The sequence below is a fragment of the Microbacterium testaceum genome (genome assembly GCF_001476285.1).
GTDB classification, from domain to species: Bacteria; Actinomycetota; Actinomycetes; order Actinomycetales; family Microbacteriaceae; genus Microbacterium; species Microbacterium testaceum_B.
Genome location: NZ_LDRU01000057.1, coordinates 23,860 through 41,054 on the forward strand (window position 1 = coordinate 23,860; position 17,195 = coordinate 41,054).

Here is a 17,195-nt window from a genome sequence, read left to right on the forward strand (position 1 = left end):
TGTCGTTCTACGAGCCGATTCGGGCCGAGATACCAAGGAGCAGAAATGTCCGTGCAGACCACCACCCACCTGAACTTCCGAGGCGACGCCCGCGAGGCGCTCACGTTCTACCAGTCCGTCTTCGGCGGCCACCTCGTGATCAACACGTACGCCGATTTCGGGATGCCGGCTGAGATCCCCGGATCCGACAAGGTCGTCTTCGGCCTGGTCGCTGCCGAGAACGGATTCCGTGTGATGGGTTACGACATCCCGGGCCTCACCGAGGGCGGCATCGCGGGCGGCGGCGCAACGCGCCGCGAGAACGGCACGACGGTCACCGAGCAGTCGGTGTTCGTGTCGATCAGCGCGCCGACGCTCGAGGAGCTGCAGGGCTACTGGGACGCTCTGGCGGTGGATGCCACGGTCGTCGAGCCGCTGGCGGCTTCGGCGTGGAGTGCGGGGTTCGGGATGCTGACGGATCGGTTTGGGGTGACTTGGAGTGTGTCGGTTGCCGCAGAGTGAACCGGTAGTGACACGGGATGCCAGGGCCTCGCGCGACCACCTCGCGCGGGGCCCGCTATGCCTTTGGCCGGTAGCGCTGCACCATGACGCCCGAACGGAACTCCCACCGCTCGATCAACTCGAGCGTCAGCGCCACGCCGTCGAGCAGCCGCGGCCCACGGCCGGCGATCACCGGATGCACGACGAACGTGTACTCGTCATGAGCCCCGCCGCGGCGAGCGCCACCGGCAGCCATGCTCCGCCGAGCGAGATCCCCCGCCCCGGCTGCTCCTCGAGCCGCCGCACCGCGTGGACGACATCGCCGCGGAGGAGATCAGCATTCCAGTCCACGGCGTCGAGAGAAGCGGATGCCACGACCTTCCGTATGGGAACCATCACCTCCGCGAACACGACCTCGCTGGCATCCATCCAGTCCGGTCGCTGTCCCGCCGCAGGTCGCCGCCACGCGCCCTGCATCAGCTCATACCTCACGCGCCCACGGAGGAGCACGTCGGAGCGACGCAGCTCGTCGGTCCAGAACGCCATCGACTCTGCATCCGGCGGCGGCCCGCCTCGTGGTGGACCATCCGTGAAGGGAGACGTTGATGCCATAGCGAAGGGGTTGGGGCGTGGCGGTCTCCTTTCGACCCGAGTGGAGGTGGGGTCAGGCTGATAGGGGCGCGTCCAACGGATTGCGCGCGGTCGTCTCGCCACGGATCTGGCATATCCAAAGTTTCAGGGCCGAACGCTGGTCGCGGATCTCGACCGCACCGACCAGTGAGCTATCAGTTGCTGGCTAATCGGCCCCAAAGCGGTTGCCCACGGCTCTACGTGGACCCAGAATGGCGAGGTGCGTGCATGGATGGTGCGAGGCGGGCGGCATGGGGAACGCGAACAAGATGCGTTACGTGACGGACGCGCGCTGATCGGTTGGTCAGAAGTCGGCGATCTCTCGGGATTCTCGAGGGAAGAGATTCGAGATGCACTCAGCACGGCGCATCCAGGTGAGTCGAACTACCTGATTGGGAACTGGACGGGGCAGCTAGATCGTTTTGTCAACGAGATGCGCGTCGGGGACATCATGGTGATGCCGCTGAAGTCCGACGGCACTTTCGCGATCGGGACGATCAACTCGGATTACGGCTTCGACGCTGGGGAGGGCGAGCACTTCCGCGGCGTGGACTGGCAGCGGTCCGATGTCGAGCGCACCAGCCTGAAACACGATTTGCGCGCGTCCCTTAAGTCGCTCCTCACCGTGTGCGAGCTGTCTCGCTTTGGCTCGGTCGAACGACTGATGGCGGTGCAGGCGGGCGAACCAGACCCAGGTCCTGCGCGCGAGGGGAGTCCGCTCCCGAACCGTATCGAGGACCTCTCGCGGAACACCCCAACGCCCATGACGGTGCGGGAACTGCTTGACATCGCCGAGGTCGACCGGCGGACAGCGCAATCAGTCGCGTCGATAGATGAGCTGCTGCAAGCCTCGGGTCTCACGTCCGTCCCTTCAATTTCCGATGCCGAGATTGACGAGCAAATTGTCATCACCCCGCTGCAGGGCCATCCGCAGACGGATGCTTTCGAACAGGCTCCTCCCCTATCCGACAGCGAGCATGCAGTGGGATACCGGATCCATCAGATCCCTTCTGCTCGCCGCGCACCGGTATCGGTCTCCCGAGACGACCTGATCTCCGATGCAAGGACGGCGATGCTGGAAGGTAACTTCTCTCAGCTCGCCGTTGTAGAAGCTGGAGGGCTCGCTGGTGTCATCACCTGGGAGTCCATCGCGATCGCACATATGCACGGCAACCCCACCATCGTCGCGGAAGCAATGACGACATCTCCCCCGACTGTCGCGCCGTACGCGAATGTGTTGGATGTCGTGTCTCAAATCGAGTCGAGTGGATACGTTTTCGTGCGTGGCGACGCAAACGAGATTGGCGGCATCGTCACGGTCGCCGATCTCACGGCTGAGTTCGGCCGCGATCGCCGACCTCTTGTCATGATCGAGGAAATCGAATTGCGAATGCGCCGCGCGGTGAAGCGCCGGCTCACGGATGCCGACATCGAACGGTCGCCGGCTCGCTGCAAAACTATCGACCGCCTGACCCTGGGCGCGTATCCCCATGTCTTCGACGACGACGAGAACTGGGAGAAGCTCGGATGGGCCGGGATCACACGAGAAAGGCTGCGCTCCCTTGTCGAGGGTATTGCCGAGGTTCGGAACAGCTTGATGCACTTTTCGCAAGACCCCCTGCCCGACTCGACATTTGAAATGCTGGAGGGAACACTGCGACTGTTGCGGGCCGTCGATTCGTCGCGATCGGCACCAGGCCGATCAACAACCCCGAGGACGCCCCAGCACCGGATCTGATTCAGAAGCTGGCGCACCCGCCGAGGCACCGCACGCGTCCTCGAATCAGCCGTGGGGTGCGCCCTTCTCTTTCAAATATTCGTAGAGCATCGCCGGCAGTGCCTTCCCGAGCTCCGCGAACAGCCCACCGTCGCCGAGGAGATCGTCGATGAACGCTGGCGTCTCTTCGCGCACCTCCACGACAGCCTTCGTGAACGCCTTCGGCAAAGCCGGCGACTCTGCGAACTGTTGGGGCGTGTTCACCTCGGCCTGCCGCGCAAGGTCATAGTCGAGGGCGAGCTTGCCGACGATGTGGTTCATCGTGATGTCGATGACACCGACGCCGTACTTATCACCAAGGCGTTCGTTGAGCTTCTCGATGATCTCTTCTAGAGCGCTGCGGTGCTTCTCGTGGATCGCCCCAGAGCCGATCGCGGTGATTGGGTCTAGACCTGGCCCCTTCTCCAGGTTGAGCTTCACGGCTTCGCCCGCGGTGATCTTGTACCCGGCGAGCTGCACCTGGGAGATGTCGACCGGCTCCTCGTAGGTCGCGGTGGATAGCTGCGGAAGTATCCGGCGGAAGAAATAGTGCCGACGCGGTAGGTCGGTGTCTTCGAGGTTGCGAGCCTGCGAGATGAAGTCGTAGAACTTCACGAACTGACCAGCGTCCGCCTTGAACAGTCTCAGCTCGTCCTGCTCATCCTTATCGGCATCGGTGACCGCGTTGAACCATCGCTTCTGGAACCGGTCGACCGCCGGCGCGGTTGCCGCCGACACCTTCGAGTTCGCGTTCGTCCCACTGGCGAGGGCTGCGTCGAACGCCTGCTCCACTTCGCTCATCGTGTAGATCCCCGACGCATCGAGCTTCGTGACGAGGTCGTAGATGAGGTTTGGGTCGGTGAGCGCGGTCAGCTCCGCCTTGCGGTAGTAGTCCTTGAACGCATCGAGCACGTCGAGGGGCTCGTTGACGAAGTCGAGAACGAAGGTCTTGTCCTTGCCCGCATACGTGCGGTTCAACCGCGACAGAGTCTGTACGGCCTGAACGCCGCCGAGCTTCTTGTCCACGTACATGGCAACAAGACGCGGCTGGTCGAACCCGGTCTGGAACTTTTCCGCGACGATCATCACGTTGAACGTCGACGGCTTGAATGCCTCCGCGAGGTCCGAGGAGTGCAGGCCATAGTTCTGCGTCTTCTCCGTCAGCCCGTCACCCACGTCGTCAGGGTCGTCGACCGTGCCCGAGAACGCCACCAACGACCGGACACCCTGCACACCGGCATCCGTGATGTAGGCATCGAGGTACTTCTTCCACCGCACCGCCTCCTTACGCGACCCGGTGACGACCATCGCTTTCGCCTTACCGTCGAGCAACGGCTTCGCGTAGGCGGAGAAGTGCTCCACGACGATCTTGGCTTTCTGGCTGATGTTCGTCGAGTGCAACCGCACGTACTGCACGAGTGCCTTCACTGCGGTTGACTCGTCGACGTCACCGTGCGCGTCATAGTCCGCACCCGGGTGCTGCAGCTTCCACGCCACCTTATAGGGGGTGTAATTCTGCAGCACGTCGAGGATGAAGCCCTCCTCGATCGCCTGCTGCATCGAATACAGATCGAACGGCTCCGGCGTCGCATCCGAGCCCGCCCCCTCCGGGACCCGCCCGAACAGTTCGAGAGTCTTGGCCTTCGGGGTCGCGGTGAACGCGAAGTAGGAGATGTTGGGGGCGGAGGCGGTGACCTCCATGGCCCACTGCAGGTACGCCTCCGAGTTGATCGGCGCGCCTTCGGCGACCGCGGCCTGCTCATCTGGGGACAGCACCTTCGTCAACGCGCCCGCCGTCGATCCGGTCTGCGACGAGTGCGCCTCATCCGCGATCACCGCAAACCGACGCCCCTTCAACTCGGGCAGTGTTTGGATCGCGGTGATCAGCGCCTCGAAGGACTGGATTGTCACGATCACAATGTTCTTTCCACCGCTCAGCGCCGCCGCGAGTTGCTTCGACTTCGACTCACCCGCATCCTTCGTGATCGACTGCACCACTCCGGCCTGCTTCTCGAACTGGCCGATCGCGTCCTGCAGCTGCTTGTCCAGCACCGTCCGGTCTGTGACGACCACGACCGTGTCGAACACCCGCACGTTCTGCTCGTCGTGAAGCTGGGAAAGGCGGTGTGCGAGCCAAGAGATCGAGTTCGTCTTCCCCGACCCCGCCGAATGCTGCACCAGGTATCGGTTCCCGGGCCCCTCTGCCCGTGCCGTCTCGACCAGTCGGGTGACGGCCCGCCACTGGTGGTACCGAGGGAACAGTACCTTCTCCGTCTTCGTCTTCTGCCCTGTGTCGGGGTCGACATCGACTTCGACCTGCAGGTTCACGAACGACCCCAGCAGCTCCAACCATGTATCGCGCTGCAGGATTTCCTCCCAGAAGTACGAGGACACCGACCCGTTCGGGTTCGGCGGGTTCCCCGCGCCCTCATCGGCTCCCTTATTGAAGGGCAGGAACCTGGTCGCGGCACCAGCGAGCTGCGTCGTCATCCGCACCTCGGAATTCGACACCACGAAGTGCACCAGCGACCGCTTCGCGAAAGCGAACAGCGGCTCACCCGCCGGTGACCGGTCGAACCGGTACTGGTTCACCGCGTTCCCGATCGACTGCGTGAAGTCCGTCTTCAACTCGACCGTCGCAACCGGGATGCCATTCGCGAACAGCACCAGATCTAACGCCTTATTCGGATGCTTCACCGAGTAATGCACCTGACGCATCACCCGCACCCGCATCTTCCCGGACGCCGCAAGCGTGTCGGGATTCTGCGTCGTCGCTGGGCGGAACTGCGCCAACCGGAACTTCACCGCACCCCCATGCAACGGCACCATCGAGAACCCCTCATGCAGAATCCGGATCGTGCCGCCGTTCTTCAGTGGATCAAGATCCAGCGACTTCGCCAAACGAGTCAGGATGTCGTGACCCGCCGCCTCACGCTGCGCAGCGGTATCGCCGTGGCGGACGACCTTCGCGAACTCTGTCGGCTGCGAATCCTCCAGCCAGCCGAGCACGTCCTCGGGGAACAGCGCGAGTTCACGGTCGTAGCCTGCATCGCTCGGCGAATAGAGCCACCCGTTCGCGGCGAGATGCTCGGCAATCTCGTTCTCCAGCACCGACTCCAGATGCGCCCCAGCAACACCACTCACGCAGCCACCCCCACGTCGACTTTCCCCGTCACCGCAGCCGTAATCAGGGCGGTGCGACGCTCGCGAGCGAGCGTGACCCCCCGCTCCGCTATGCGAATCGACTCATCGATCCGCGCCGTGGAGTGCCGCAGTCGCGCCGCGATCGCGCGTTGCTCCGAGACTGGCGGAAGACCAACCCACATTTGCCCAAGATGAGACGGCCCAAAATGTTGAATAGTCGAGCCCGTCTTCAATGCCTCCACCTGCATCAGGAACTCTTCCGATATAAAGAACCACTTCGCGAAGTCGCGCAGCATCTTTCCCTGGCTGATCCGGATGATCCCCGTATACGGTACGGCGCCCACAACGTCGTCTGTCGCAACCTCGGCGATCGTGCCCATGCTTGCGCTCGCACTGATGAGTAGGTCCCCCAGCGCGACTCGGAAGCGCGACCACCGATCGCGAACGAGATCGGGGTCCAGGAAGTTGCATCCCTCAAGCGTGGCCGTTGCCGTGTTTACCGACGAGATCCGGAGAAGCGGGACCCCAGCGTCGCGGAAATCCGCCGCCATTATCCCCGGGCCCTCTTGATACCCGACAGCTCGCTTTAGCGGGGTGAGTGACCAGTGCGCTGGCATGGTGCCCGAAGCCAGCTTCGGGGCATCGACCAGATGAAATGACGCATCAAGTCCACGCGATACCGCCCGAGCGATCTGACTCGCGCGGCGTTCGGCGAGGAGGGCGATGAGTTCCTCGTTCTTCGCGATGAACGCGTCGATCTGCGCCGTCTCCCGATCCAGATAGTCCGCAATCACGCGCTGCTCCTCGATCGCCGGACGTGGCAAGGGGATCAGTGCGAACTGCCCGTAGCGGATCGACTGCCCGTCGCGGAGTTGATCGGTCGTGGTCTGGAGAGCCTGGATATAGAGGTCGCTCTTGAACAGGTACTTGAAGAATCGAGGGTCGAGGGCCACCTTCGGCTTCAGCACCGTGTACGCCGCACTCACCTTGCCCGGAATGCTCGCGAACTCGAGCCCGCCCTGAAAGCTTCGAAGATGGCTGACGTAGTCGCCCGCCTCGACGTGACGCATGTTGTCAGCGCCCGACAGATTGAGCACAACCTTACTGCCCGTGGTCTCCATGTACTCCGCCTGCGGCAGCACGCCGTACTTTTGCGACGGCGTCAGGTGCACGTCGGTTGCCAAGCTCTTTTGCTTGCGCTCGCCGAACAGCGCGCGCGCAGGGACAACAGGCCAGCCCGCCGGAGTATCCCCGAGCCACGCCACCCCGGAGTCACGGAGCTCTCTTGTCATGCCTCGACCGCCGTGAGCATTGCGCGGAGGTCGTCCATGACGGCGTCGAGGTCGCGGTCGATCTCCTCAAGTGGGCGGGGTGGGCTGTACCGGTAGAAGTGGCGCGTGAAGGGGATCTCGGCCCCTTCCTTGGTCTTCGACGGGTCGATCCACGCGTCGGGTGCATAGGGGAGGACCTCGCGGGCGACGTAGTCGTCGACATCCTCGTCCCACGGCACGTTTTCAGTGTCGCGGAGCGACGCATCCGCCTCCGGGTTCCCCTTCGCATCCGTACAGGTGTCGGCGGAATCGTCCTTCTCCCCGAGCTCGCTGGTCACAATCTTGAGCAGCGGTGCGGGGAGTGTAAGGCCTTCGGCTTTCGCGGCATCCTTCAGAACCTTCTGGAACTCGGCCCGGTTCTTCCACACCGTGCCGGTGCCGAGCCGATCGAGCGCGGCGCGGAGGGCTGCGGCATCCGTCTTGCTCAACTTCTGGATCGCCTTGGCTTCAAATACGGCGTCAATGCGTTCGGGAGTGGCCTGCCAGCTGAGTTTGAGGGGACGTTCGACCGTGATGGTGCGGTAGAGGAACTCCTCGTTGCGGAAGATCTTCGAGTACTCGCTGTCCTCGAATCCGGCGTACAGACCGACAATGGTCTCAATGTTCTTCGAGGAGAGTTCGTTGCGCTTGGAGCCGAGTCCCTTTCGGAGCTTGCTGAACATCTCGCGGCCGTCAATGAGCTGAACCCGGCCCTCGCGGTTCTCGTCTTTGCGGTTGGTGAGGACCCAGATGTAGGTGGAGATGCCGGTGTTGTAGAACATGTCCTTCGGCAGCCCGATGATCGCTTCGACGAGGTCGTTGTCGAGCAGCCACTTGCGGATGTTCGACTCGCCGCCGCCGGCGCCGCCGGAGAACAGGGGCGACCCGTTGAGGACGATCGCCATGCGGGAGCCGCCATCCTCGGATTTGCGCATCTTCGACACCAGGTGGAGAAGGAACAGCATGGCGCCGTCGCTGACGGCGGGGGTGCCGGGGCCGAAGCGGCCGTTGAATCCGAGCTTCGAATGTTCGTCGTCGACGTAGGCGCGCTGGTCTTTCCAGTCGACCCCGAAAGGCGGGTTGGAGAGGCCGTAGTCGAACTTCTTGTCGTCGAAGTGGTCTTCGGTGAGGGTGTCGCCGAGGGCGATGTTGTCGACGTCCTGGCCCTTGATGACCATGTCGGCCTTGCAGATCGCGTACGACGCGTCGTTGTAGTCCTGCCCGTACAGGCTCAGCTGGATGCCCGGGTTCAGGGTGCGCAGGTACTCGTCGGCGACGGAGAGCATGCCGCCCGTGCCAGCGGTCGGGTCGTAGATCGACCGCACCACCCCCGACTTCGCGAGCGCGTCGTCGTCGAGCGCGAACAGCAGCTCGACCATGAGCTTGATGACCTCGCGGGGGGTGTAGTGGTCGCCCGCGGTCTCGTTCGACTTCTCGTTCGCGAACCGGATCAGCTCCTCAAACACGAGGCCCATCTGGATGTTGCTGACCGCGCGGGGGTGGAAGTCTGCCTGCGCGAACTTCTCCGTCACCGTGAACAGCTTGTTCTTCTCTGCCAGCTTGTTCAACGTCTTGTCGAACTCGAACCGCTCGAAGATGTCGCGCACGTTCGGAGAGAACCCCGCAAGGTACGACGACAAGTTCGCTCGGAGGTCCTGCGGGTCGGCGACGAGCTTCGCGAAGTCGAACGGCGACGTGTTGTAGAACTGGTGGGCCGCCGCGTCCGTCAGCTTCATGTGCCGCAACAGTTCTGGGGCGTCAGCGACGGTCGGCAGGAGCTTTAGAACCTCCCCCTTCGTATCGGCCAGCACCGCGTCGAGCCGCCGGAGCACCGTGAACGGGAGGACGACCGAGCCGTACTCAGAGGGCTTGAACGGACCTCGCAAAGACTCGGCAATGTTCCAGATGAAGTTGACATGGTTGACCACAGGTAGGCACTCCGAAGATCGAGCAGCGAGCAGGCGGCGTCAGTGCCGCGATCTCCTCAATACTCGCTCATCGTTGGACGTTCAACGATGGCCGCCACCGCGTCGCGGATCTCTTGCACAGGACCTGGCATCCACGCGGCCGAAATCGCGCCCTCACCGTGAACTATCCCGGCCCCCCTCAACGAAACAGCTCGACGTGATCGACAACCCACGCGCGGAAGGTGCGAGACGGGCGACCCGTGATGCGGGTGTACTCATCGGAGATGGGTGGAGTCGCACCGACCGCCTCGCGCCAGTCCTTGATGATCTGCCGCACCCACACCTCGGGGACGGACCGCGACAGCATCGCCGACGACTCCGCCTCGGTCTGTTCGATCACCGCCACCGGGCGTCCGATGACGTCGCCGATCAGCGCGACCTGCTCGCGGAGGGTGAGACGCTCCGGTCCGGTGAACACCGGCGCGGCGCCGACGAGGGCATCGGTGGTGAGGGCGACCACGGCGACATCGGCGATGTCCTGTTCATGAATGGGCGCCTGCACCGCCTCGGGGTACGGCAGCGGAACGGCGCTCTCACCCTTCACGCCCCAGCTCCAGCGGGCCGCGTTGCTCGCGAATCCGCCCGGCCGCAGGAATGTATACGCGAGGCCCGACCGCACGACGGCCTCCTCCACCCGGAGGAAGCGCGACCCGTTGAAGTCCTCGGCCGCCCCCGGAAACGTCACGGACGACGACGACAGCACGACCACGTGACGCACGCCCGCGGTCGCGAAGGTCGCCAACAATGCCTCCGGCTCGGCGAGGTCGGCGTAGAGGAAGACGCGCTCGACACCCGTCAGGGCGTCGGTGAATGACGCCGGGTCATCAAGATCCGCCGCGAACACCTCCACCTCGGCGGGCAAAGCCAGCTTCTGCGGCGTGCGGCTGGTCGCGCGCACCCGCTCGCCACGATCGAGCAGGCCCGCGACGACCGCACCACCCACGGCGCCACTGGCACCAACAACGAGAACCGACATGACAACTCCTTTACGAACAGCGTTCGCGAACAATGTTCGTCACGAATGCCGATCGCGTCAAGTGATAGCGTGTCTGCATGTCGTCGCCCGCAGAACCGGTCTCGCGCCGCGCCCGCCCTGCGAAGGCGCCCCTGTCCCGGCAGTCGATCCTCGAAGCGGCGATGGCTCTGATTCGCGAGAACGGTGTCGACGCGGTCAGCCTCCGACACGTCGCGGCACGGGTCGAAACCGGCCCCGCCTCGCTTTACGCGTACTTCGACAACCGCGACATCCTGCTCGAGCACGTCCTGGACGCCGCGTACGCCGAGGTGTCCCTCGTGGATGCCACGGGCGACGGCCGTGGTTGGCGAGATGCCCTCGCCGGCACCATCGTCCACACGATCGAGACGCTGGAGACCTACCCCGGCCTCGGCACCATCGCGCTCGGCTCGATCCCGGTCCTGCCCGGCGCTTTCCGTCTCGCCGAACACGAATTGGCGCTCATGGAGGCGGGCGGCGTTCCCGCCGACCGCGCCGCGCTCGCGGTCGATCTCATCGCGCAGTTCGCCGCATCGACCGCCGTCGAGCGGACCGTCCGGCTCAGCCGCGGGGACGTCGGCGACGATCGTGAACACGTCCTGACCGCTTACGAACGGGCCGACGCCGAGCGATTCCCGCACGTTGCTCGCTCAGCGTCGTTGCTCACCGGCCCCGACGACTCGGCACGGCGCGACTTCGCGATCGACGTTCTCCTGACCGGAATCGAGCGCGCAGGCGTCCGGCGCGCCTGAGACTCATCGTGCGCCGCGACGGGTCTGGTCCATGTCGGTGGCCGGGAGTACCGTCGGCGCCATGACCCCAGCCACCCTCTTCCTCCACGCCGATGCCGCGCTGCGCGAGGTCATCGACCAGCTCGATCCTGCTGACTTCTCCGCTCCCGTCCCGAAGGAGTGGAGCCAGCTCGAATCGCCCACCCTGCTCGGCATCCTCGGGCGCCATGCTTACGACGAAGCCTGGATTCCCGACGTGCTCGCGGGCCGCGCCGCTGCGGACGGCGACCCGTACGCCGACGTCGATCTGCTCGGCGACGACCCCATCGCGTCCTACGACGCGCTTAACGACAAGGCGACGGCAGCCGCGCGATCAGGTGACATCGCCGAGACCTTCCGGTTCACCTACGGCGACTACCCGGCCGACGAGGGATTCGCGCACCTCGCGACCTACCGCGCGTTCCAGGCGTACTCGATCGCGAAGCACTTCGGCGTCCCGTTCCACCTGTCCCCGGAGCTGGTCGCCGGATTCAATGAGCACGTCACCCCGCACGCTGACGAGTGGCGGCAGTGGGGCGTCTTCCCGCGGGCCATCGAGCCACCCGCGGATGCCGATGACGAGACGCGCCTGCTGTGCACGCTCGGGTTCTGGCAACCCTGACGTCCGCGGTCAGGCGATCCGCATCGGCTTGCCCGTGCGCGCGCTCGCATCAAGCGCAGTGTCCATCACCGCAATGAGCTGCCGCCCATCGGCCGTGACGAAGTAATCACCGAGCGAGGTGATCGTGTCGGCGATGTCGCTCCCCCACGGCGGGCTGACGTCCGACTTGTCGATGTCCCAGATCACGTCGGCGGGCGGGTGTTGCCGCAACTCGCGCTCAACGTCCGCCAGCTCCACGCGGGCGAGCTGGGCGGCATCCGGAGACAACTCACCATCCCGATACACCCCTGCGAGAGTCGGGAACCGCGAGCCGCGCCCGCCGCCCTCGAGGCGAACTGTGACGGTGTCGAAGAACGACCCGAGGAAGTCGGCGCGTCCGACGGGATACGCGATCGGGCCCACCCTCAGACTGACGCTCATGGCAAGAGCTTAGGGAGACTCAGTCCACGTCTCACGGCGCGGGGTTCTCGATCAGGTTCACCTGCGTTCCGTCGATGTCGATCAGGTTCCCGATCCGCAATCCCGACGGCTGCGTCACCACCGGATGAACGCGCGGGAACCCGACCGTCTTCTCAACCACACCCGCCGACGTGATGCTCCGGTACAGCTCGTCGACGTCGTCGACCCGGATGCGGCACATGAACGAGCTGCTCGCGGGGTCGAGGTCGGCGAAGGGGAAGAACTCCAGCGTGAGCTCGCCGCGCCGGAGGATCAGCCAGCCCTCGTCGCGGTAGTCCTGCTCGAAGCCGAACCCGCCATAGAACGCGACCGTGGCGTCGAAGTCGCGAGACGGCAGGTTCGGGACGGCGCGATCGGTCATGCCGGCGACCCAATTGCGTGCTCGCCGTATCCGTGAATGACCATTCGGGAGCGAGCCAGACGACGGCGGCGAACATCTGCCGATCGCAGCGATCCGATCATGTAGGTCCGGAAAAACGTATGTGTGCCGCCCACCGGTGATGACTTTGATGCGGCTGATCGCTGGGCTGTGCAGTGCGACTGGTCTAGGCAGCGCGGTAGATCGCCGGAAACGGGCCCCGTCCGACCTCGCGCGGCAACTCGTTGAGCTTTCCGGCCGTGTACTGCGCGATGTCGCCTGACATCTCTCCCTTAGTCAAAGCCTGCTCAATCACGATTCTGGTGCTAGGCCTTGTTATCGCAGCACGCACGATGACCTCAGCCAAATTGGCAGTGATCCGGACAACGTGCGCGGCAAGGGTGGCCACCACGTCCGGTTCGGCCCGTAACGACAATTCGACGGCGATCCCGTAAAAAACCGCGGTGAGGTTTCGTCGTTGCTTGCCGCTTAGTGGAAGGGCAGTCGCCTGCGTGGCAATATCCAAGAACTGAGCGCTCGCAAACGCAAGTTCTCCACGATTTACGGTTCGACGAATGAAGGTGCTCGCATCATGCATCATGGATGGTTCGACGACATTGGTTCCTGAGGCGCGAGGTTGGAGCGATAGTGCAAGCAGGTACGGCCAGTCTTCACCGGAGCCATGGGAACCCAATATCGCTCGGCGGACCGCGTTCCGTGCGTCGGTCAGTGGACCAAAGTTTGTCGGCTGGAGAGACTCTAACCATTGGTCAGCCAACTGCGCCTGTACAGCGCTAGCGCGCACAACCGGCACCATCATCCGCACCACTCGCGACTTATCGAGTCCGACCCGCACCCTCCCGAAAGCTGCTTCGAGTTGGTCAACATCCGGCACCACGACGCGGGCGCGCTGGAGGCTCGCCCAGAGCGTGATTGCCCGCTTCTGCATTCCATCGTCGCCCTCGAGATGCTTGACCAAGCAGGTACGAAGATCGACGTGCCGCTGCGCCAACACGCCCGCGCATGCAGGCCATTGCGCCATCTCCTGCAATGTGCCGAGAGCATCAGAGACGATTGCCACTGAGATCGCCGCGCGGGATAGCAGTACATCCTCCGCCACATACGCACGTGCAGTGTCGAGGAACGTGCGTTGCGCAGAAGCGTCAAGTGCTCCGGGGTCGTCGACCAAGCGCTCGACGACGGCTCGAGCGCCGAGGTGTCCACCAGTCGCTGCGGTCGCCAGAAGGTTTAGGCCGTTGGCCGGGTCTCCCCAAAAGTCCAGCCCATCCGTGACCGAGACACCACTGAGACAGGACGCAGCGATCGCTGGATCAACGCGTGAGTCCAGCAGAGCACGCCGCGCTGCGATTGCCCAACGCTGAGCGCTCGTCAGATCTCGGCCGTTGTCGCGGCTCGGCAGTCCCGCAACTAGCACCGCCCGTACCCGCTCAATTAGGGGTTCGCGGACAACCGAGGCTTCGGCGAGAAGGGGACCGACCAGTAGCCCGACGACCTGAGGCGGCCCCATGTCCGCTCGAACCCTAAAGATCTCGTCCAGATACGGTTCGGGATCGTCGTCCGGGCCGAGTCGTCTCATCTCAAGTGCTAGGGCGGCTAGTTCGGCGCCGACCTCGAACGACGTTGTGCTCGCGTCGACGGCGGCGAGCACTTGACGTGCGCGGACGATTCGCTGATCGAGCGCGTCAGCGCCTGTACGAAGTCGCTCTTGGTAGAGAACTGCTCCAAGTGCGTTGCGCACGCTTCGTCCAGGCACCCGATTGCGCTCACCCAGGACGCGTTCGACCTTGCGATAAATCTCTGTGAGGTACGTGTGGTCGCCGATGGTATTCCAATGGTCGGCGACGAACCCCATCAACAGGATCAAAGACTCCGGACCAGGGTCGGCGTCGACGATCGCAAGCACACTGCGCCTTACGAGGTCGGGATCCGACTCAGCGAGGGCGAACAGCGTCGTGTAGATGTCTGTCGCGTTGCTCAGAGTCTGGGGTGCTTCGGAGAGGATGCACCCCACCAGATCGATCTCGCGGGTCAGCTTGCTCATGCCGACCGGATCGCGGCGCGCTACTCGTCCAATCGCGCGAATAACGTCGTGTAGCACGTCGCTACGACGCGCTTGCCAGATACGGGTGAGGACGTCAGAAACATCAACGTCGCGAACTTGTGGGGCGAGGGAGAGAAATCGTCGCAGCGCTATCGCGGGTAGCCGGTCCAGGTGCGCTGTCAATTGCGGCTCAAATGCGGGCTGGCGCGCGCAGACTGCAACACCAATCTGTGTGACCGTCGGACTGTCCGAAGCAAGAATCCGTTGAACAGCCGTGGCCACTGAGTCCCGCCGCGCCATCGTTCCAGAGAGAAGAACGAGCAACTGCTCGAGCACCGCTCCAATGAAGAGGTCAAGTGGCTCACGGAGGACGTATTCCAGTAAGCGGTTCGCTTCCTCCACGGGATCTGGGCGACGCAAGAGGGCCTGGGCGGCCACGAACTCGAAAAGCGTCTGATGGAAGAATCGCACGCGATCGATCGCACGGACAATAACCCCACGACTCGCGAGAGAATTTAGTGCGACCAGCGGTTGAACCACGGGTGCTTGGAAGTCCACTTGAGTCACAGCGTCCATCAGTGCGTCGATCTGGACGTCGGGGCTTCCTTCGCCCACCATCGCGAGTGCGGTGCGGCATGCGATGGCAGTCAGATCATCCGACGGACGAGGTTCTGTGCCGAGGTCTCGGCGGTCGCTCTCGACTCGGTCGTGCCAGTATCGGCGATAGAGGCTTGTCACATCCATGTCCATGGAGGGCGCCACACCGTGGCTCAAATCGAAGAGCATCGTGAGCAACAAGGGCGATTGGAGCACCTCCAGCACCGGCAGTTGACGGACCCGTGCTCCTTGGATCATTTCGACTAGTTCTTCCGAGGAGTGGTCGGGCAGGTACTTACGAGCGAGAGAGCGAACAGCCGCGCTCATCTCATCCGGCGAATACCTTTCCAAGATCACTCGTCCGATCTGCGGTGGGAGCTTCTCCGCCTCGGCTGGTCTTACGGTGAGCACCAGAGGAACTCGGAGGTCCGATAGCTCTTCGATGAGCTCTTGCGCTGCAACGACCGAGGCCGATGAGTGAAGAAGCAAGTCGGCCGTGTCTAGCAGGACGACGGGAGTCGGTTCGGCACCGTCACGGTCGGCAACTGCAGCAATGATCTCCGCGCTACTTGTGCGCTCCTCGCCAGATCTCGCGACGCCAGCAAACCAAGCCGCCGAGACGGCGACAGGACGATGACTGGAGGTATGGCCGAGAGCCCTTGCGACGCCCCACAGGAGGCTCGTCTTTCCGTAACCTGCCTCACCAACCACGATGAGCGGACTTGCATCGCCCGATGTGATTCTATTTACGACTTGTTCTTGTAGATCACGGCAGACGAACAGTGGGTGGGGTTCTTCGGACGTGGAATCATCACTAGCGAACTGTGACCCGACAGACTCGAGAAATCGTCTCGAGTCACTACTGAGTCTTTCGAAGGCAGGGTTCACCGTTGGATGTTCACGGGCTGACTCGTGCGTGCGGCTCTTCGACTCTCGGTCCCGCAGCAATGCGCCCAGCCCGTCTGCGAGAACTTTGGTGTCGTTTGTGACTATCCAGTCGCGCACGCCGTTGGCTAATGTCAGCGCGAGAGCGCCCGCGTATGCGCTCAGATCGTCGTCGAGCACGAACGCCTGATCATTCAACTCCGGCGCATGGGTAAAGCGCTCATGCCAGATTTCGCCGTCGGCGAGTGCCTGGGCGCGTAACTCGAGTTGATCCGGTCCTCTCAGATCGGATGCCAGCCGCGTAAGAACCATCTCCAGCGCCGCACTTGCTGGTCCGGCAAGTTCGCTGGGGACACGTTCGTCCGATGGATCGAGCAACGCTGCTTCTGCGGCTGAAATCAGCGCATCGAAAGTCCCTCGATCGGGGCGAAGGAGCCACGCGTCTACTGCGGCTCGCAATGGGCCAGGCAGGGCAGTCGCGATGCGCGCACCCCAAAACGACGGTCCTGCACGCTTCCCCAGTGCGTCTCCCACGCACTCAGCATATGGTCGAGGGCGACACCCGCTCTGCAGCGTCGAGGGAGGCTGCTGCAGCCGAGCGATGGGCCCGGCTCGTCGATGTCCCAGACCACGTCAGCGGGTGGGTGTTGCCGCGACTCGAGCTTGACGTTCGCCAGTTCCGCGCGGGCGAGCTGGGCGGCATCCGGAGACAACTCCCCGTCCCCATAGAGAGCCGCGAGCGTCGGGAACCGCGAGCCGCGAGTGCCGCCCTCGAGCCGAACCGTGACGGTGTCGAAGAACGAGCCGAGAAAGTCAGCGCGTCCGATCGGATACGCGATCGGCCCCACCCTCAGACTGACGCTCATGGCAGGAGCTTAGGAAAGATCATCGCGCCGGTGACGCCGAGGGGTTCTCGATCAGGTTCACCTGCGTGCCGTCGATGTCGATCAGATTCCCGATCCGCAATCCCGACGGCTGCGTCGTCACCGGGTGAACGCGCGGAAACCCGACCATCTTCTCGACGACACCCGCCGACGTGATGCTCCGGTACAGCTCGTCGACGTCATCGACGCGGATACTGCACATGAACGAGCTTCTCGCGGGGTCGAGGTCGGCGAAGGGGAAGAACTCCAGCGAGAGGTCGCCGCGATGGAGGATCAG

15 protein-coding genes are annotated in these 17,195 nt (G+C 63.8%); 4 read left to right on the forward strand and 11 right to left on the reverse strand.

Annotated elements, in window-relative coordinates; genetic code table 11:
* Nucleotides 1-45: 45 nt before the first annotated feature.
* On the forward strand, nt 46-501 hold the full coding sequence (locus NS283_RS10320; RefSeq protein WP_058596777.1) for a VOC family protein: 456 nt from the start codon (nt 46-48) through the stop codon (nt 499-501).
* A 55-nt stretch (nt 502-556) separates the two neighbouring features.
* Here NS283_RS10320 and NS283_RS19345 read toward each other — a convergent pair whose 3' ends face one another.
* Both NS283_RS19345 and NS283_RS10325 read right to left on the reverse strand, forming a co-directional pair.
* Entirely contained in the window at nt 557-682 is a 126-nt protein-coding gene (locus NS283_RS19345; protein ID WP_275934952.1) for a hypothetical protein, read from the reverse strand.
* Complete coding sequence (locus NS283_RS10325) at nt 670-1,026, reverse strand: hypothetical protein (protein WP_241492231.1); 357 nt, start codon at nt 1,024-1,026, stop codon at nt 670-672. Before NS283_RS10325 ends, NS283_RS19345 begins: the two co-directional genes overlap by 13 nt.
* 304 nt (nt 1,027-1,330) lie before the next feature.
* Here NS283_RS10325 and NS283_RS10330 point away from each other — a divergent pair, with 304 nt between their 5' ends.
* On the forward strand, nt 1,331-2,848 hold the full coding sequence (locus NS283_RS10330) for a CBS domain-containing protein (RefSeq protein ID WP_153003333.1): 1,518 nt from the start codon (nt 1,331-1,333) through the stop codon (nt 2,846-2,848).
* A gap of 45 nt (nt 2,849-2,893) precedes the next feature.
* On the opposite strand, the gene NS283_RS10335 is transcribed toward NS283_RS10330, so the two are convergent.
* The 4 genes from NS283_RS10335 to NS283_RS10350 form a co-directional block, all read right to left on the reverse strand.
* On the reverse strand, nt 2,894-6,010 hold the full coding sequence (locus NS283_RS10335) for a type I restriction endonuclease subunit R (RefSeq protein WP_058596779.1): 3,117 nt from the start codon (nt 6,008-6,010) through the stop codon (nt 2,894-2,896).
* Complete coding sequence (locus NS283_RS10340; protein ID WP_058596780.1) at nt 6,007-7,302, reverse strand: restriction endonuclease subunit S; 1,296 nt, start codon at nt 7,300-7,302, stop codon at nt 6,007-6,009. The genes NS283_RS10335 and NS283_RS10340 overlap by 4 nt, the downstream gene beginning before the upstream one ends.
* A complete protein-coding gene (locus tag NS283_RS10345; protein ID WP_058596781.1) occupies nt 7,299-9,248 on the reverse strand; it encodes a type I restriction-modification system subunit M in 1,950 nt (649 codons plus the stop codon). Before NS283_RS10345 ends, NS283_RS10340 begins: the two co-directional genes overlap by 4 nt.
* Nucleotides 9,249-9,426: 178 nt before the next feature.
* Entirely contained in the window at nt 9,427-10,263 is an 837-nt protein-coding gene (locus NS283_RS10350; protein WP_058596782.1) for an NAD(P)H-binding protein, read from the reverse strand.
* 77 nt (nt 10,264-10,340) lie between these two features.
* Between NS283_RS10350 and NS283_RS10355 the strand changes: the two genes are divergently transcribed.
* Together NS283_RS10355 and NS283_RS10360 are read left to right on the forward strand one after the other, a co-directional pair.
* Nucleotides 10,341-11,033 carry a TetR/AcrR family transcriptional regulator gene (locus NS283_RS10355; protein WP_058596783.1) on the forward strand — a complete coding sequence of 231 codons (693 nt, stop codon included), beginning with the start codon at nt 10,341-10,343 and terminating at the stop codon, nt 11,031-11,033.
* Nucleotides 11,034-11,094: 61 nt separating this feature from the next.
* On the forward strand, nt 11,095-11,673 hold the full coding sequence (locus tag NS283_RS10360) for a hypothetical protein (RefSeq protein ID WP_058596793.1): 579 nt from the start codon (nt 11,095-11,097) through the stop codon (nt 11,671-11,673).
* 9 nt (nt 11,674-11,682) lie between these two features.
* On the opposite strand, the gene NS283_RS10365 is transcribed toward NS283_RS10360, so the two are convergent.
* The 5 genes from NS283_RS10365 to NS283_RS10385 all read right to left on the reverse strand — a co-directional run.
* Entirely contained in the window at nt 11,683-12,093 is a 411-nt protein-coding gene (locus tag NS283_RS10365; protein WP_058596784.1) for an Imm70 family immunity protein, read from the reverse strand.
* Nucleotides 12,094-12,124: 31 nt separating this feature from the next.
* Nucleotides 12,125-12,493 carry a bleomycin resistance protein gene (locus NS283_RS10370; protein WP_058596785.1) on the reverse strand — a complete coding sequence of 123 codons (369 nt, stop codon included), beginning with the start codon at nt 12,491-12,493 and terminating at the stop codon, nt 12,125-12,127.
* 184 nt (nt 12,494-12,677) lie between these two features.
* Nucleotides 12,678-16,568 carry an NACHT domain-containing protein gene (locus tag NS283_RS10375; RefSeq protein WP_193752667.1) on the reverse strand — a complete coding sequence of 1,297 codons (3,891 nt, stop codon included), beginning with the start codon at nt 16,566-16,568 and terminating at the stop codon, nt 12,678-12,680.
* On the reverse strand, nt 16,478-16,900 hold the full coding sequence (locus NS283_RS10380; protein ID WP_058596787.1) for an Imm70 family immunity protein: 423 nt from the start codon (nt 16,898-16,900) through the stop codon (nt 16,478-16,480). The genes NS283_RS10375 and NS283_RS10380 overlap by 91 nt, the downstream gene beginning before the upstream one ends.
* A gap of 19 nt (nt 16,901-16,919) precedes the next feature.
* The coding region (locus NS283_RS10385; RefSeq protein WP_058596788.1) for a hypothetical protein at nt 16,920-17,195 on the reverse strand (276 nt) is incomplete at its 5' end.

What these genes read in the sequence shown, in the direction of transcription:
- NS283_RS10370 (WP_058596785.1), bottom strand. Translation starts at nt 12,493, where the DNA reads ATGACCGATCGCGCCGTCCCGAACCTGCCGTCTCGCGACTTCGACGCC.
- NS283_RS10380 (WP_058596787.1), bottom strand. Translation starts at nt 16,900, where the DNA reads ATGAGCGTCAGTCTGAGGGTGGGGCCGATCGCGTATCCGATCGGACGC.
- NS283_RS10320 (WP_058596777.1), top strand. Translation starts at nt 46, where the DNA reads ATGTCCGTGCAGACCACCACCCACCTGAACTTCCGAGGCGACGCCCGC.
- NS283_RS10355 (WP_058596783.1), top strand. Translation starts at nt 10,341, where the DNA reads ATGTCGTCGCCCGCAGAACCGGTCTCGCGCCGCGCCCGCCCTGCGAAG.
- NS283_RS10360 (WP_058596793.1), top strand. Translation starts at nt 11,095, where the DNA reads ATGACCCCAGCCACCCTCTTCCTCCACGCCGATGCCGCGCTGCGCGAG.
- NS283_RS10340 (WP_058596780.1), bottom strand. Translation starts at nt 7,302, where the DNA reads ATGACAAGAGAGCTCCGTGACTCCGGGGTGGCGTGGCTCGGGGATACT.
- NS283_RS10350 (WP_058596782.1), bottom strand. Translation starts at nt 10,263, where the DNA reads ATGTCGGTTCTCGTTGTTGGTGCCAGTGGCGCCGTGGGTGGTGCGGTC.
- NS283_RS10365 (WP_058596784.1), bottom strand. Translation starts at nt 12,093, where the DNA reads ATGAGCGTCAGTCTGAGGGTGGGCCCGATCGCGTATCCCGTCGGACGC.
- NS283_RS10325 (WP_241492231.1), bottom strand. Translation starts at nt 1,026, where the DNA reads ATGGCGTTCTGGACCGACGAGCTGCGTCGCTCCGACGTGCTCCTCCGT.